The 16,474-nt window shown below is 35.1% G+C and carries 16 protein-coding genes and 1 pseudogene; all 17 read left to right on the top strand.

All coding sequences use genetic code 11. The features are described 5' to 3' along the window. Window positions 1-23: 23 nt before the first annotated feature. Window positions 24-1,148 carry a DegT/DnrJ/EryC1/StrS family aminotransferase gene (locus AC23ME_RS00470; RefSeq protein WP_487725784.1) on the top strand — a complete coding sequence of 375 codons (1,125 nt, stop codon included), beginning with the start codon at window positions 24-26 and terminating at the stop codon, window positions 1,146-1,148. Next, window positions 1,141-1,716, top strand: a complete 576-nt coding sequence (locus tag AC23ME_RS00465) for an acyltransferase (RefSeq protein ID WP_487725783.1) — start codon at window positions 1,141-1,143, stop codon at window positions 1,714-1,716. Before AC23ME_RS00470 ends, AC23ME_RS00465 begins: the two co-directional genes overlap by 8 nt. Beyond that, on the top strand, window positions 1,716-2,765 hold the full coding sequence (locus AC23ME_RS00460) for a Gfo/Idh/MocA family protein (RefSeq protein ID WP_487725782.1): 1,050 nt from the start codon (window positions 1,716-1,718) through the stop codon (window positions 2,763-2,765). The genes AC23ME_RS00465 and AC23ME_RS00460 overlap by 1 nt, the downstream gene beginning before the upstream one ends. 14 nt (window positions 2,766-2,779) lie before the next feature. Then, window positions 2,780-3,868 (top strand): Wzz/FepE/Etk N-terminal domain-containing protein, encoded by a 1,089-nt coding sequence (locus AC23ME_RS00455; RefSeq protein WP_487725781.1) that lies wholly within the window; start codon window positions 2,780-2,782, stop codon window positions 3,866-3,868. Further along, window positions 3,861-5,129 (top strand): nucleotide sugar dehydrogenase, encoded by a 1,269-nt coding sequence (locus AC23ME_RS00450; protein WP_487725780.1) that lies wholly within the window; start codon window positions 3,861-3,863, stop codon window positions 5,127-5,129. The genes AC23ME_RS00455 and AC23ME_RS00450 overlap by 8 nt, the downstream gene beginning before the upstream one ends. Window positions 5,130-5,145: 16 nt before the next feature. Further along, a complete protein-coding gene (locus tag AC23ME_RS00445; protein WP_487725779.1) occupies window positions 5,146-6,333 on the top strand; it encodes a UDP-N-acetylglucosamine 4,6-dehydratase in 1,188 nt (395 codons plus the stop codon). 1 nt (window position 6,334) lies between these two features. Continuing rightward, window positions 6,335-7,483, top strand: coding sequence for a LegC family aminotransferase (locus tag AC23ME_RS00440; RefSeq protein ID WP_487725778.1), 1,149 nt, complete (start codon window positions 6,335-6,337; stop codon window positions 7,481-7,483). Window positions 7,484-7,486: 3 nt separating this feature from the next. Continuing rightward, window positions 7,487-8,125 carry an acetyltransferase gene (locus tag AC23ME_RS00435; protein ID WP_487725777.1) on the top strand — a complete coding sequence of 213 codons (639 nt, stop codon included), beginning with the start codon at window positions 7,487-7,489 and terminating at the stop codon, window positions 8,123-8,125. After that, window positions 8,122-9,135, top strand: coding sequence for an N-acetylneuraminate synthase (gene neuB / locus AC23ME_RS00430; RefSeq protein WP_487725776.1), 1,014 nt, complete (start codon window positions 8,122-8,124; stop codon window positions 9,133-9,135). The genes AC23ME_RS00435 and neuB overlap by 4 nt, the downstream gene beginning before the upstream one ends. Next, window positions 9,132-10,283, top strand: a complete 1,152-nt coding sequence (gene neuC / locus AC23ME_RS00425) for a UDP-N-acetylglucosamine 2-epimerase (protein ID WP_487725775.1) — start codon at window positions 9,132-9,134, stop codon at window positions 10,281-10,283. Before neuB ends, neuC begins: the two co-directional genes overlap by 4 nt. After that, on the top strand, window positions 10,280-11,332 hold the full coding sequence (locus AC23ME_RS00420) for a nucleotidyltransferase family protein (protein ID WP_487725774.1): 1,053 nt from the start codon (window positions 10,280-10,282) through the stop codon (window positions 11,330-11,332). Before neuC ends, AC23ME_RS00420 begins: the two co-directional genes overlap by 4 nt. Window positions 11,333-11,336: 4 nt before the next feature. Beyond that, window positions 11,337-12,062: an acylneuraminate cytidylyltransferase family protein gene (locus AC23ME_RS00415; RefSeq protein WP_487725773.1), complete on the top strand. Its 726-nt coding sequence runs from the start codon at window positions 11,337-11,339 to the stop codon at window positions 12,060-12,062. Next, window positions 12,059-12,982, top strand: a complete 924-nt coding sequence (locus AC23ME_RS00410; RefSeq protein WP_487725772.1) for a Gfo/Idh/MocA family protein — start codon at window positions 12,059-12,061, stop codon at window positions 12,980-12,982. Before AC23ME_RS00415 ends, AC23ME_RS00410 begins: the two co-directional genes overlap by 4 nt. After that, complete coding sequence (locus AC23ME_RS00405) at window positions 12,967-13,722, top strand: SDR family oxidoreductase (protein ID WP_487725771.1); 756 nt, start codon at window positions 12,967-12,969, stop codon at window positions 13,720-13,722. The genes AC23ME_RS00410 and AC23ME_RS00405 overlap by 16 nt, the downstream gene beginning before the upstream one ends. 32 nt (window positions 13,723-13,754) lie before the next feature. Then, complete coding sequence (gene hisF, locus AC23ME_RS00400) at window positions 13,755-14,600, top strand: imidazole glycerol phosphate synthase subunit HisF (RefSeq protein WP_487725770.1); 846 nt, start codon at window positions 13,755-13,757, stop codon at window positions 14,598-14,600. Between the two features lies 1 nt (window position 14,601). Next, window positions 14,602-15,258 carry an imidazole glycerol phosphate synthase subunit HisH gene (gene hisH, locus AC23ME_RS00395; RefSeq protein ID WP_487725769.1) on the top strand — a complete coding sequence of 219 codons (657 nt, stop codon included), beginning with the start codon at window positions 14,602-14,604 and terminating at the stop codon, window positions 15,256-15,258. Continuing rightward, window positions 15,255-16,391, top strand: a pseudogene (locus tag AC23ME_RS00390) (N-acetyl sugar amidotransferase); the annotation flags it as partial. The gene hisH and the pseudogene AC23ME_RS00390, both read left to right, overlap by 4 nt. Window positions 16,392-16,474: the final 83 nt, after the last annotated feature.

The raw sequence follows: 16,474 nt of genomic DNA, 5'->3' as shown, positions 1-16,474 counted from the left end.
GATACTTTTTTGATAGGATAGTATTGAATAAATTACAAATTCCATTTTTTGACGCTTCTGCGCAGTACATTGCAAATAAAGCAGAGATAGACTTGGTTATGCAAGAAGTACTAAAAAGAGGTCTATATATTAATGGGCCAGAGGTTCAGATTTTTGCAAAAAATCTTTCGAATTATCTAAATATCAATTACGTTATTCCTTGTGCCAACGGAACTGATGCCATTTCTTTAGGATTAATGGCGTTGGATTTAGAAAAAGGTGATGAAGTGATAGTTCCTGCGTTCAACTTCATAGCAGCAGCAGAGGCTGTCGCCTTATTGGGTTTGGTTCCTGTTTTTGCCGATGTAAATGCTAATGATTTTAATATCAGTGCAGAAAGTATCGCCGAAAAAATAACGCCAAAAACCAAGGCTATCATAGTAGTTCATCTTTTTGGTGGTGCTGCAAATATGGACGCAATCATGACGATAGCAGATAAGCATCATATCTCTGTAATAGAAGATGTGGCTCAGTCATTGGGAGGCGAATATAAAGGGCGCAAGTTAGGAACTATAGGTAATATTGGTTGTACATCTTTTTTCCCCACTAAAAATCTCGCATGTTTTGGGGACGGCGGAGCTATATTTACCAATATTTTAAGGCTGTCGGAAAAGATTAAGATGTTAGCCAACCATGGTCAGAAAAAAAAATACGAACATCAATATATAGGTATTAACTCAAGATTGGATACGCTCCAAGCGGCTATTTTAATATATCAGCTTAAAAAGCTTGATGATGATGTTGAAAAGAAAAGAAAGTTAGCACAGCACTATTCAGAGGGTTTAAGAAAGCTCGGTATCAAGCTGCCAGAGGAAACAGCAGATATTAAACATAGTTTCAATCAATATTGTATCCAGCTACAAAATGAATCTCAAAGAAATAGTCTGAAAAAATATCTAGAAGATCAATGCATATCTACAATGATCTATTATGATAAACCTAATCATTTACAAGAAGCCTACTCATATTTGGGATACAAAGAAGGAGAATTACATGCTTCCGAAAGTATTTGTAAGAAGGTTTTAGCACTACCCATTTCTCCTGCACTTACCTCTGAACAACAAGACTACGTGGTCGAGCACATCAACCGTTTCTTTACTTATGCTTAATTACTTTGTACATGAAACATCAGTTGTTGATGAAGGTGCTCAAATTGGAGAAGGAGTTAAGATTTGGCATTTTTCGCATGTAATGCAGAATGCTATAATTGGAGAAAATTGTATTTTGGGACAAAATGTAATGGTCGCCAACAATGTAATTTTGGGAAATGGGGTTAAGGTACAGAACAACGTTTCTATTTACGATGGGGTTTTAATTGAAGATGATGTTTTTGTTGGCCCCTCTGTAGTGTTTACAAATGTAAAGATGCCGAGAAGTTTTGTCAATCGTAAACATCAATTTTTAAAAACGACTGTTGGCTTTGGTGTTTCCATTGGGGCAAATTCCACCATTATTTGTGGAGTAACGATAGGCAATTATGCGATGATCGGAGCTGGCGCAGTAGTTACGAAGGATGTAAAAGCGCACTCGTTGATCGTTGGTACTCCAGGAAAACATAAAGGTTGGGTAAGTAAGTGTGGGAATGTACTCAATTTTAACGTAGGTGACGTAGCGGTTTGCTCGGAATGTAATATAAAATATAAGTTGATAGATAATCAATTGGTTGAGTTGAAATAATGTCTGAGCACATAAAATTTGCTATTTTAGGTTGTGGCCATATTGGGAAGAGACATGCTGAATTGGTGCAGAAGCACCCAGAAGCAGAACTGGTTGCAATTATCGATCCTGTTGATGGGCAGAAATTGCAAATTTCGAATTTTAATGTTCCACATTTTAAAAATTTAGAAGATTTTTTGTCAACTGGCCCACAGGTAGATGTTGTTAATATCTGTACTCCAAACGGATTACATGCAAGTCAGGCAATCAGTTGTTTGAATCAGGGACTTAATGTGATAATTGAAAAGCCGATTGCATTGACTGCGGCTGAAGCACATTCTATTTCTGCTGTAGCTTTGGCTAGCGGGAAACAAGTTTTCCCTGTGGTGCAAAATAGGTACTCTAAAACTGTAAAGTGGCTTAAGGAAATTGTTGCTAACGGCAAGTTAGGTGAAATATTTGTTGTTCAATTGAATTGCTTTTGGAATAGAGATGATAATTATTACACTAAAGGAAGTTGGCATGGCACACTTTCATTAGATGGAGGTCCCTTATATACTCAGTTCTCTCACTTTATAGACGTATTGCATTGGACTTTTGGTGATATAAAAAATTTACAAACGAAGTTTTTTAACTTTAATCATCAACATAGTACCGAATTTGAGGATAGCGGTGTAATTTCTTTCGATTTTGTAAATGGAGGTATTGGTTCTATCAATTATTCGACATGTGTTTACCAAAGTAACTTCGAAAGTAGTATTACTGTGATAGCAAAAAAAGGAACAATAAAGATCGGCGGTCAATATATGAACTGTTTAGAGTATAGTCACGTCGAAGGTGCTGAACAACCTGTATTCCCTGACGAACTGTTAATGAATAACTACGGTACTTATAAAGGTTCTGCATCTAATCATAATTGTGTGATAGACAATGTAATTCATGTTTTGAAAAATAACGGAATTGCAGATGTATCTCTTGAGGACGGTGTTAAAGTGGTTGAAATGATAAGTCATATATACGATAGTAGAAATATCAAAAGTTATGCTAAAAAGAGAAAAGTTTTAGTTTAATTGTACAAACAACAATGACAAAAGAAACGGAGAGAAACAAGAATATTCAGGAAGATGAAATTTCATTAAAAGAACTCATCTTAAAAATTAAGCAATTGTGGCTATATCTTTGGAGTAAGAAGTGGATCATCATAGCCGCAGGTATTTTTGGAGGAATATTAGGCTTTGGATACTCATTAGTAAAGAAGCCAATTTATACTGCAACTACAACATTTGTTTTAGAAAGTGGCGAGAAAAGTGGCGGACTTAGCACTTATGCTGGGGTGGCCTCTATGATGGGGATTGACCTAGGGGGCGGAGGTGGAGGCATCTTCCAGGGTGACAATATTCTAGACCTCTATAAGTCGCGTAAGATGATCGAGAAGACTCTATTCAGTCCGGTTGACAGTTCCTCGAAAATCCCACTTATTGAAAGTTATATCGAAATTAACGAGTTACGAGAAAAATGGTCAAAAAAACCTAAATTGAAGAACCTTGTCTTTACATTAAACACTGTTAATATCAAACGTGATAGACTTAGAGACAGCGTAGTAGGAAAGATCGTTGAGGATATCAATAGAAATTATCTAAATGTCTCTAAACCAGATAAGAAATTGAGTAAAATTCAGATCGACGTAAAAGCTAAAGGAGAAATTTTTGCCAAACGTTTCAATGAAGAATTAGTAAAGAACGTTAACGATTTCTACGTGCAAACCAAGACTAAAAAGTCGCTAGATAATGTTAAGATTCTGCAACATAAAACAGATTCGGTTAGAGCAGTGATGAATGGAGCCATTTATTCTGCAGCTTCGGTAGCGGATGCTACACCTAACTTGAATCCCACTAGACAAGTACAACGAGCAGCGCCAGTACAGCGAGCCCAATTTTCTGCAGAAACCAATAAAGCTGTATTGGGCGAGATGGTAAAAAACCTAGAGATGAGTAAGATGTCTCTGATGAAAGAGACTCCTTTAATTGAAATTATAGATGGACCGATTTATCCACTTAAGGAAGATAAACTAGGCAAAGCAAAGGGAATTGTATTTGGAGCATTATTGTTTGGGGTTTTTACTTTTTTTTATTTAACAATATATAGAATATATAAAGGAATTATTAATGGATAATTATAAAATAGGGGTCATTGGCCTTGGTTACGTTGGGCTACCATTGGCGATAGAGTTTGCGACGAAATTTAATGTTGTAGGCTTCGATATAAATGAAAACAGAACAAATGAGCTTCAAAGAGGTGAGGACAGAACTAAGGAAGCAGATTTAGTAACTTTGAATGCGGTAATTGAAAATAAAACATTAGTTTTTTCTTCAGATATACAAGCAATTTCAAATTGTAATATATATATCGTTACTGTTCCTACCCCAATAAATAAATTTAAGACCCCAGATTTAACTCCACTACTTAGTGCATCCAAAATGCTTGGAGAAATTCTTAAAAAGGGTGATATCATCATCTATGAATCAACTGTATATCCGGGATGTACTGAAGAAGATTGTGTGCCAATCTTAGAAAAATATTCTAAGCTTGAGTATAATAAAGATTTTTTTTGTGGGTACTCCCCAGAGAGGATTAATCCAGGGGATAAGGTAAATACCCTTACTAAAATAATTAAGGTAACTTCAGGCTCTACACCAGAAATTGCAGAGATTGTGGACCAATTATATGGAAGCATTATTACGGCAGGAACGTACAAAGCAACAAGTATAAAGGTAGCAGAAGCTAGTAAAGCTATTGAAAATGCTCAAAGAGATATAAACATTTCGTTTGTGAATGAATTAGCTCTGATATTTGACCGAATTGGAATTGATACTTCAGATGTTATAGAGGCGGCTGGAACTAAATGGAATTTTTTAAAATATAAACCAGGACTTGTAGGAGGCCATTGTATAGGGGTAGACCCTTACTATTTAGCTCACAAAGCTGAAGCATTAGGCTATCATCCCCAAGTTATTCTTTCCGGAAGGCGAGTGAATGATAACATGGGTATGTTTGTCGCTAATAAGGTTATTAAGTTAATGATTAATGGGGGGTATAAGATACAAGGAGCAAAAGCCCTAATATTAGGTGTTACTTTCAAAGAGAATTGTCCAGATACTAGAAACTCTAAAGTGATTGATATTTATACAGAATTACTTCAATTTGGACTTGTAGTAGATGTGTATGATCCACATGCAGATGCAGGAGAAGTATCGGAAGAGTACGGGATACAGCTGACGAATAAGCTAGAGCAGAAGTATGATGCCATTGTACTTGCAGTAAGCCATAATGAGTTTTTAAGCATTAATTATGAAGATCTAAAAAGACAAAGAGAATCGATAATTTTTGATACAAAATCTTTCTTGGATAAAGGGCTTGTTAATGGTAGGTTATAGAAGATAGATATTGCTCATGAAATTATTAAACTTAATTGGAAGAGATACTGAATTGTTTCATCATGATATTCAAAAGCATGATGATCAACTTCGTGAAATTGTAAGCAGATCTAAATTTTTGGTAATTGGCGGTGCTGGCTCAATAGGACAGGCAGTAACCAAAGAAATTTTTAAAAGAAATCCTAAAAAACTTCACGTAGTTGATATCAGCGAAAACAATATGGTTGAGCTGGTAAGAGATATTAGAAGTTCTTTTGGTTATATAGATGGCGACTTTCAGACATTTGCGTTAGACATCGGTTCAATAGAGTATGATGCTTTTATTGAAGCTGATGGTCAGTTTGACTACGTACTGAACTTATCGGCATTAAAACATGTACGTAGCGAGAAAGATCCTTTTACGCTAATGCGAATGATTGACGTGAACATATTTAATACAGAAAAGACCATCAATCAGTCGATAGCAAAGGGGGTAAAAAAATATTTCTGTGTTTCAACGGATAAAGCTGCAAATCCGGTAAATATGATGGGCGCCTCGAAACGCATCATGGAGATGTTTTTAATGCGAAAGAGCCAAGAGATTTCTATTTCTACCGCTAGATTTGCGAACGTCGCATTTTCTGATGGCTCATTACTGCATGGCTTCAATCAACGTATTCAAAAAATGCAGCCAATAGTTGCTCCAAATGATATTAAAAGATATTTTGTAATTCCTAAAGAGTCTGGCGAATTATGCTTGATGTCATGCATTTTCGGAGAAAATAGAGATATTTTCTTCCCAAAACTGAGCGAAGATCTACATCTAATAACCTTTGCAGACATTGCAGTAAAGTATCTGAACGACCTCGGCTATGAACCATTTTTGTGCCAAACCGAAGAGGAAGCACGTGAATTAGTTAAAACCTTGCCTCAAAAGAAGAAATGGCCTTGCCTATTCACAACTAGTGATACTACTGGCGAAAAAGATTTCGAAGAGTTTTTTACGTCAAGAGAAATTTTGGATATGGCCAAATTCGAAAATTTAGGTATTATCAAAAATGAACTTCAATTTGATGATAATAAACTGAATAATTTTACAGCGGTTATATCAAAATATAAGTCTGACAAGAAATGGTCTAAAGAACAAATAGTAGAATTATTCCATCAAATTATTCCAGATTTTGGTCATAAAGAAACTGGGAAGTACTTAGATGCTAAAATGTAATATGGAAAAATTTCAAAAAGTAGTTGATTTCGTAAAAGAGCAATATCCTGATAAAGATTTTATTTCCTTACACGAGCCTGTGTTTATAGGGAATGAGCGCAAGTATGTGTTGGATGCAATTGACTCAACTTTTGTTTCTTCAGTTGGCGCTTATGTAAATCGTTTTGAAGAAATGATGGTCGAAATTACAGGTGCAAAACATGCCGTGGCTATTGTAAATGGAACAAATGCGCTTCATTTGGCACTTATACTAGCTAATGTAACAAGCGAAGATGAGGTAATTTCGCAAGCATTAACATTCATAGCTACAGCAAATGCTATTTCTTATATTAATGCAAAACCTGTGTTTATAGATGTAGATAAAGAGACATTAGGTATGTCGCCAGTTGCTTTGAAAAATTTTCTAGAAGCAAATGCCGAACTGCGAGCTGGTGGCTGTTATAATAAATCAACAGGTAAACGAATAGCTGCTTGTGTGCCTATGCATACTTTTGGTTTGCCTTGCAAGATTGATGAAATTGTTTCCATATGTGAAGAATGGCAAATTACAGTAGTCGAAGATGCAGCAGAGTCGTTGGGCAGTTATTATCAGGGTAAACATACAGGTTTGTTTGGTAAATTGGGTGTATTCAGTTTCAATGGCAACAAAACAGTAACTTGTGGAGGTGGCGGTGCTTTAATTACTAATGATGAGGAGCTTGCCAAAAGAGCTAAACACTTAACTACCCAAGCTAAAGTTCCTCATAAATGGGAATTTGTACATGATCAAATAGGTTATAATTACCGAATGCCAAATTTGAACGCTGCGTTAGCCTGTGCCCAATTAGAACAATTGGCAATGTTTGTAGAAAATAAACGTGAATTAACTTCAAAGTATATCACGTTGTTTAACGAGCTATCTATCGATTTTGTTCAGGAACCAGACAATTCCAAATCAAATTATTGGTTAAATGCTGTTCTATTAGCTGATTCAGCTCAGAGGGAGGATTTTTTAGCGTATACCAATGATAGGGGCGTCATGACGAGGCCTGTGTGGGAATTGATGAACCGTCTACCAATGTTTGAGGATTGTCAAACAGACGAACTTACCAACAGCATTTGGATTGCAGACAGATTGGTGAATATACCAAGCGGCTACAGGACAAGATAATTGATGAAGACTAAGCTTATTCTAATTGGCGGGGGCGGACATTGCAAAGTTTGTATCGATGTAATTGAACAAACTGGACAATTTGAAATTATGGGCATATTAGATTTGGCAGAATTGGTAGGGACAACAGTATTTGATTATCAAATAATTGGAACAGACCAAGACATTATCAAATATGCTGAATTAGGATATGGTTTCTTGATAACCGTAGGGCAAATAAAATCAGCAACTTTAAGAGAAAAACTATTCAATAAGCTAAGAGAAAACCATGCAGATATAGCTACCATAGTGGCTCCATCAGCCTATGTTTCTGAGTATAGCAAGATTGGTGCCGGTAGTATTGTGATGAACCATGTTATAGTTAATGCAGGGGCTACGATTGGTGATAATTGTATTCTAAACAACAAATGTGACATTGAGCATGACGTTATTATTGGCAATCATACTCACATTTCTACTGGAGCTACTGTAAACGGGAACTGTAGGATTGGTAATGGAGTATTTATTGGAAGTAATGCCACTATCGCTAATCAAATTATTATTGAAGACAAAGCTGTGATAGGGGCAGGATCGGTAGTAATAAACAATGTTAATATAAGCGATATACAAGCTGGTAATCCCGCTAAAAGTATTAAAAAATGAAGCACACGATTATAATTGCAGAAGCAGGCGTAAATCATAATGGAAGCATAGAAAATGCTTTTAAATTGATTGACACAGCTGTAGATGCTGGCGTTGACTATGTTAAATTTCAAACTTTCAAAGCAGACAAATTAGTTTCTGGAATTGCAAAAAAAGCAGATTATCAGATTGATAATACAAATAATGCAGATGAATCTCAACTAGAAATGTTACAGAAATTGGAGCTTTCTGAAGATGATCATGAAAAACTAATCCAGTATTGTAAGCAGAAAAATATTCAATTTTTTTCAACAGCATTTGATTTGGTTTCACTACAATATTTATCGGAAATTGGCTTAGATATGGTGAAGATTCCTTCTGGAGAGATAACCAACTTGCCGTATCTGCGTTTAGCAGCAAAATTGTTTGATAAGGTAATTCTTTCCACAGGAATGGCAACGCTTGAAGATATCAGATCGGCCTTAAATGTGTTTTTAGATGCAGGTATTGCAAAAGATAACATTACAATTTTGCATTGTAATACAGAGTATCCTACACCAATGCTAGATGTCAATTTGAAAGCAATGCTTACTATTGGCGAAGAATTTGGAACAGCGATTGGCTATTCTGACCATACATTAGGTATCGAAGTCCCAATTGCAGCCGTTGCTTTAGGGGCAACAATGATCGAAAAGCATTATACATTAGATCGTAATTTGCCAGGACCAGACCACATCGCATCATTAGAACCAAAGGAATTAAAGGCAATGGTATCTGCCATTAGAAATATTGAAAGCGCATTAAAAGGTTCTGGTATTAAAGAGCCTTCTAGTTCGGAAGTTAAAAATATAGCTATTGCTAGAAAAAGCATAGTTGCACTAACAAATATTAAAAAAGGCGAGGTGTTCACAGAAGATAATATAACTGTTAAGAGACCAGGAGATGGCATATCTCCTATGCTTTGGGATCAAGTTATAGGTAACACAGCGGTATTTGATTTCTCTGCTGATGATTTAATTAGACTAGAATGAAGAAAATCTGTATTGTAACAGCTACAAGAGCAGAATATGGCTTGCTAAAACCCTTAATTAAAAAAATTAAGGAAGAAGAAGATTTTATTTTACAAATATTGGTTACAGGAGCCCATTTATCTCCAGAGTTTGGATTAACATACGCTCAAATAGAAACAGATGGTTATGCGATCGATAGTAAAGTAGAAATGCTTTTATCGGCAGATACAGATTCTGGCATAGTTAAATCAATGGGGATAGGGATGATAGGTTACGCAGATGCATTTGCTCAGTTAAAACCAGATGTAGTTATTATTTTAGGCGATCGATATGAAATGTTAGCTGTTGCGGCATCTGCCACCATATTTAAAATTTCTATTATACATATACATGGGGGCGAAATAACCGAAGGAGCCTATGATGATGCAATTAGACATGCCATTACTAAATTGAGTTATTTACATTTTACCTCTACAGAAGAATATAAAAATAGAGTGATACAGATGGGGGAAGCTCCCGAAAGAGTTTTTAATGTGGGAGCTATTGGATTAGATAATATTGTAAATCAACAACTTCTTTCTAAGGAAGATTTAGAAAAGCAATTAGATATCAAGTTTAAGAAGTATAATTATCAAATAACTTTCCACCCAGAAACGCTTAGTAAACAAAGTGTTGTGCAGCAGTTCGAAGAGCTGTTAAGTGCCATTGATCAACAAGAAGATAGCTTTTTTGTTTTTACCAAAGCTAATGCAGATACAGATGGAAGAATCTTGAACAAACTGATCAACGAGTATGTAACTAAGAACCCCGAGACATCTAAAGCTTTCGACTCTTTGGGTTCTCTTAAATTTCTTTCTTTAGTAAAGCATTGCAATGCCATAGTTGGTAATAGTTCTAGCGGTATTATAGAGGCTCCGTCTTTAGCAACATTTACAATAAATATTGGAGGCCGACAAAGTGGGAGAATACAGGCTAATAGTGTGATAAATTGTGAAACAAGTTGTGAAGCAATAGCAAATGCCTTTGAACAAGTTAAGCTACTCGGCTCGAAGAAAGTTACTATAGAAAATCCTTATGGTAATGGTAGCACAACAGGAAAAGTGTACGATGTATTAAAAAAATCCCTTAATAAGGGACTAGAAATGAAGAATTTTTTTGATTTAGTATGAAAGAAATAGTAGCAAAGCATATTATAGATAAAAATCAATCTGTTAGGGAAGCTTTAATTAAATTGGACGAAATAGCCCCAGATTCTATTTTGTTTGTTACAGATTCAAGCAACAAATTATTAGGCTCACTAACTGACGGAGATTTAAGAAGAGGATTTATCAAAGGGCTTGACTTTTCAAATAGACTTTTAGATTTTGTACAATCATCGCCAGTTTATCTACAAGAGAATGGTTACGATCTCAAAAAAATAGAAGAATATAGAAATAATTCATTTAAGGTAATCCCAATTTTAAATGAAGAATCGATAATTGTAGATGTTCTTAGTTTTAGTTTCCAAAAAACTATTTTGCCTGTAGATGCCATTTTAATGGCGGGAGGAGAAGGAAAGAGACTAAGACCATTAACAGAAAATACACCAAAGCCATTACTTGAAGTAGGCGGTAAGCCTATTATAGAATATAACATTGACAGATTAATTAATCATGGAGTTAAAAAAATAAATCTTAGCATTAATTACCTGGGAGATCAATTAATTAATTATTTTGGAAATGGCGACTCGAAAGGAATACAGATCTCTTATGTAAAAGAAGACAAGCCTTTAGGTACCATTGGATCAATACTCTTGGTCGATAGATTCCTACACGATGACATTATTGTAATGAATAGTGACCTGCTTACAAACATTGATTTCTATGATTTCTATAAAACTTATAGAGATTCTAGTGCAGATATGATTGTAGCCGCAACGAGTTATCATGTTGATGTACCCTATGGTGTTTTAGAACTTGGAGAAGGGATATCGATAAAATCTTTAAAAGAAAAGCCAAGATATACTTATTATTCAAATGCAGGTATTTATATCCTCAAGAAGAAATTGTTAAACATGATACCTGCAGATACGTTCTTTAATATTACAGATCTAATGGAAAAAGTTCTAGAAATGGATCTAAAATTAATTACATACCCAATTAACGGATATTGGTTAGATATAGGGAAACCCGATGATTTTAAGAAGGCCCAAGAAGACATAAAACATATTAATCTATAGATATATGAAAGGATTAATCACAATATGTGCAAGGGGTGGTTCTAAGGGAATACCTGGTAAAAATATAAGAGAGCTGGGAGGAAAACCCCTGATATTTTATTCATTGAATACAGCATTTAATTTTTCTCTAAAAAATAATGTAGATATTTTTCTATCAACAGATTCTGAGGAAATACGAAATGTAGTAGATAAATTAAATATACCTAACATAAATACAACATATACCAGACCTGAGAGTCTGGCTACAGATCAAGCTGGTAAATTAGATGTCATTAAAGATATTAAACGCTATGCGCAAGAAAGTAATAGCTGCAATTATGATTATGTCATAGATTTAGATGTAACTTCTCCTTTAAGAACAGTGGAAGACTTACAAATAGCCAAGTCAATGCTTTTTGAAAACGAAAATGCACTGAATCTTTTTTCTGTTAGTCCGGCAAACCGTAACCCTTATTTTAATATGGTTGAGGAACTACCCTCAGGGTTTTATGGACTATGTAAAAAAGGGAAGTTTCTTACTAGGCAGTCAGCCCCTAAAGTATATGACCTTAATGCGTCTTTTTATGTTTTCAAAAAGGAATTTTTTGAAGATAACTACAGCACAGTAATTACAGAAAACAGGAGTTTGATATATGAAGTTCCGCATCTGTGTTTTGATTTAGATCATCCCATTGATTTTGAGTTTATGTCATACCTCTTTACAGAAAACAAACTTGGTTTTGCTTTATGAAAGTGCTAATTGTAGGGCTTGGCTCAATTGCTGGTAAGCACATCTTATCACTTAAAGCCCTCCTAAATTCGGTAGAGATTTTTGCATTACGAAGTACGACAAACCAGTCGGAGGTAGAAGGCGTTCAGAATATTTATTCTATAGAGGATATTGAAAAAATTAACCCTGATTTTGCTATAATCTCAAACCCAACTGGCAACCATTTTCAAGTAATAGATGATTTGAAAAGGTTTAGAATACCACTGTTTATTGAGAAGCCATTATTTTCTGCCTTAGGTCGCGAAATGGAAAATTTGGTAAATGATATAAATGATGCTGAAATAGTAAGCTATGTTGCTTGTAATCTACGTTTCTTAAACTGTATCTCTTATTTCAAAAACGAGGTGTTAGATAAATATCATCCAAGAATTGAAGAAGTAAATGTTTACTGCGGGTCTTATTTACCAAATTGGAGAAAGAACGTAGATTTTCGAAAAACATACAGCGCAAACAAAGAAATGGGAGGGGGGGTAGAGATAGATTTGATACACGAGTTAGATTATGTCTATTGGCTATTTGGCAAGCCTCAAAAAAATTCTGGTTTCTTTACCAACCACTCATCATTAAATATAACAGCAAATGATTATGCCAATTACCTTTGGGTCTATCCAACATTTTCTGTTAATGTAATATTAAACTATTATAGGAAAATACCTAAGAGACAATTGGAAGTCATCACGGATAAGGATGTTTGGATTGTAGATTTATTAAAGAATACTATCTATAAAAATGATGAGGTATACTACGAATCTAGTAATACCATTGCAGATACTTATCAGTCTCAAATGGATTTTTTTCTAAATAAGATATGCTCTGGACAAGCAAAATTTAATCCGATTGATGAAGCTTATGAAGTGTTAAAATTATGTTTGAAAAATTAAAAAATAAGGTAATTATAGTAACGGGAGCAAATGGTTTAATCGGGAGATCGACGGTTAAACATTTGTCTGATAATGCTGCAATTGTTGTTGCGGTAGACCTTGAAAGAGATAGATTCCCCTTTAAGGATATAGACTTTATCGAAAAGAACATTACTGAGGCTTCGAAAATAGACGAGCTGATACAGCAAGTTTTAGAAAAATACAAAAAGATAGATGGCTTAGTTAATTTAGCCTACCCAAGAACTAAAGACTGGGGGGCTAGTTTTGAAAATATAGAATTAAACTCATGGAGAGAAAATGTTGACATGCAGTTGAATAGTTTGTTCTATATTTGCCAAAAGGTTTTGCCGATAATGAAGAAGCAAAATTGCGGTTCGATAGTAAATATAGCTTCCATTTATGGCGTAGTAGGTAACGATTTTAGCCTTTATGAAGAATATGGAGGAACCTCTCCAGCAGCATATTCGGCAATCAAAGGAGGAGTAGTTAATTTTTCCCGGTATTTAGCTTCCTATTATGGGGGGTATAATATTAGGATTAATTGTGTTTCACCGGGAGGTATTTTAGATGAAGCAAATCAACATCCTTCTTTTATAAGAAGATATAGCGAAAAATCACCCTTGAAACGGTTAGGGAAACCAGAAGAAATTGCCCCTGCAATCACATTTTTATTGTCTGATGATGCTTCGTTTATAACAGGACATAATTTGATGGTTGATGGAGGATGGACAGCTATTTAATATAAGCTTTTACAAGCAAATAAATAAAATAAATGAAAACAGTAAGAATAATTCCTAGGCTAGACATAAAAGGGCCAAATTTAGTTAAAGGTATCCATCTTGAAGGGCTTAGAGTTTTAGGAAAGCCTTCGGATTTTGCTAAGTTTTACTATGAGCAAGGTGCCGATGAATTAATGTTTATGGATGTGGTAGCATCACTGTATGAGCGTAATAGTCTTCATGATATTATTTCTGAAACCGCAAAGAGGATATTTATCCCAATTACGGTTGGCGGTGGCTTAAGAACAATATCTGATATCAAAGAGGTTCTTAGAGCAGGTGCAGATAAAGTTTGCTTAAACACTGCAGCTATTAAAAACCCAAATTTAATTAAAGAAGCTTCGAGAATGTTTGGGTCTTCAACAATTGTTGTGGCAATAGAAGCTATTAAAGAAGGAGAAGGAAAATATCTAGCTTATACAGATAATGGCAGGGAATATACAGGTGTAGATGTTTTTGAATGGGCACAAAAGGTTGATGAACTAGGTGCAGGCGAAATTGTAATTACCTCTGTTGATAAAGAAGGAACTGGGCAAGGGTTTGATTTAGATTTAGTATCAAAAGTAAGTAGTCTGGTAAGCTGTCCAATTATTGCTCACGGTGGAGCCGGTAAAAAAGCACATGTTGTGGAAGTATTGGAAAAAGCGCAAGCAGATGCCGTAATGATTTCTTCACTTTTCCATTATGATTTCATTAAGGAAAATGAGTCTAAAGGATCAATGCTTGAAGGGAATGTAGAATTTTTGAAACAAAAAAGAAACTTTCATACCTTTGAATCTTGCAGCATAAACAGTTTAAAAAACACTTTGGTAGACTATAAAATTGATTGTAGAATATAAAATGGAAAGCAATAAAAAAGTAACGATTATAGATTATCAATTGGGTAATTTATTTAGTGTGAACCAAGCATGTGAAACTGTAGGGATGAATGCGAAAATCAGCTCGTCAAAAGAAGATATTCTAAATGCGGACGCACTTATCTTACCTGGTGTTGGAGCTTTTATTGAGGCGATGAACAACTTGAAATCACTGGACTTGGTAGACGCCATCAAAGAGAAAGTGAAAGCCGGGACGCCAATTTTCGGAATATGTTTGGGCCAACAATTGTTGTTTACAGAAAGCGAAGAATTTGGAGCAGGAAATGGACTAGATTTAATTTCTGGAGTAATTAAAAGATTTCCGGAAGAGTTAAATGGCAAGAAAATTAAAGTACCTCAAATTGCCTGGAATAGAATATATGGTAGCAACCAAAGTTGGGGAGATACTGCACTGAAAGAACTTCAAGATGGAGAATTCATGTATTTTATACACTCTTACTATGTTGAACCTGCTAAAAATAGTTGTATCCTAACAACTACAAATTATGATGGAATTGAATTTTGCTCTGCAATTTCAGAGAATAATCTATTTGCTACGCAGTATCATCCAGAGAAGAGTGGCGAAAAGGGACTATCGATTTATAAAAATTGGGCTAAAAATTATAACTTAATATCATGAGTGAAAAACAAGAACTAGAAGCATATTATGGCTTGCCTACAGAAGTGAAATTCTGTAAAATTTGTGTAATGTCTAATCAAAGGCCGGCTTCGACCATTGAATTTAAACATACTAAAGATAGTAAGAAAACAACCATGAACTTTGATGAGCATGGTGTTTGTGACGCATGTAGAACCGCCGAAATTAAAGACGGAATTAACTGGGGAATGCGTGAAGAAGAACTGGTTGCACTATTGGATAAGCATAGAAAGAATGATGGCTCTTACGACTGTCTAGTTCCAGGCAGTGGTGGTAAAGATAGCGCATATCAAGCACATATTCTGAAGTACAAATACAACATGAATCCACTTACTTGTACTTGGCCACCAATTTTATATACAGATTATGGATTAAATAACTGGAGAAATTGGTTAGATAGCGGTTTTGATAACGTATCATTCTACAGAAACGGAAAAGTGATGAAACTGCTTACCAAATTGTCTATAGAAAATTTAATGCACCCGTTTCAAACATTTATCCTCGGTCAAAAAAATCTTGCCCCTAAAATAGCTGCAGCTCATGGCATCAATTTGATTTTTTACGGAGAAAATGAAGCGGAATACGGAAATCCATTAGCAGATAACACTAGTTCATTAAGGGATAAATCATATTACAGTTTTGAACATTTAGATGATATTTATCTTGCTGGAGTTTCTATTAAAGATTTAATGGAAAAACATGACGTTAGATTAAGTGATTTGATGGCTTATCTTCCGCCGACTGCCGCAGATTTAGAAAGAGCAAATATTGAAGTTCATTACTTAGGCTATTACCTAAAATGGACTCCACAAGAAGTTTACTACTATGCTGTTGAAAATACAGGATTCAAAGCGAGGCCTCACAGAACACAAGGAACCTATAGTAAATATAGCGGGATAGATGATAAAATTGATGATTTGCACTTCTATACTACTTTCATTAAATTCGGTATTGGTAGAGCAAGTTATGATGCGTCTCAAGAGATTAGAAACAAACACTTAACCCGAGAGGAAGGGGTCGCGTTGGTTAACCGTTTTGATGGCGAATTCCCAGATCGTTATTTTGATGACGTTATGAAGTACTTGGATATGGATGCTAACCAATTCCATGAATTAGTAGATAAATTTAGATCTCCGCATCTTTGGGGTAAGGATGAGAACGGGCAATGGAAATTGAGGCATAACGTTGCGGGTAAGGG

The organism is Pedobacter sp. T50_32 (assembly GCF_057652195.1).
The sequence above is the reverse complement of the archived record's forward strand: the minus strand, read 5'-3'. Positions and strand labels throughout refer to the sequence as shown.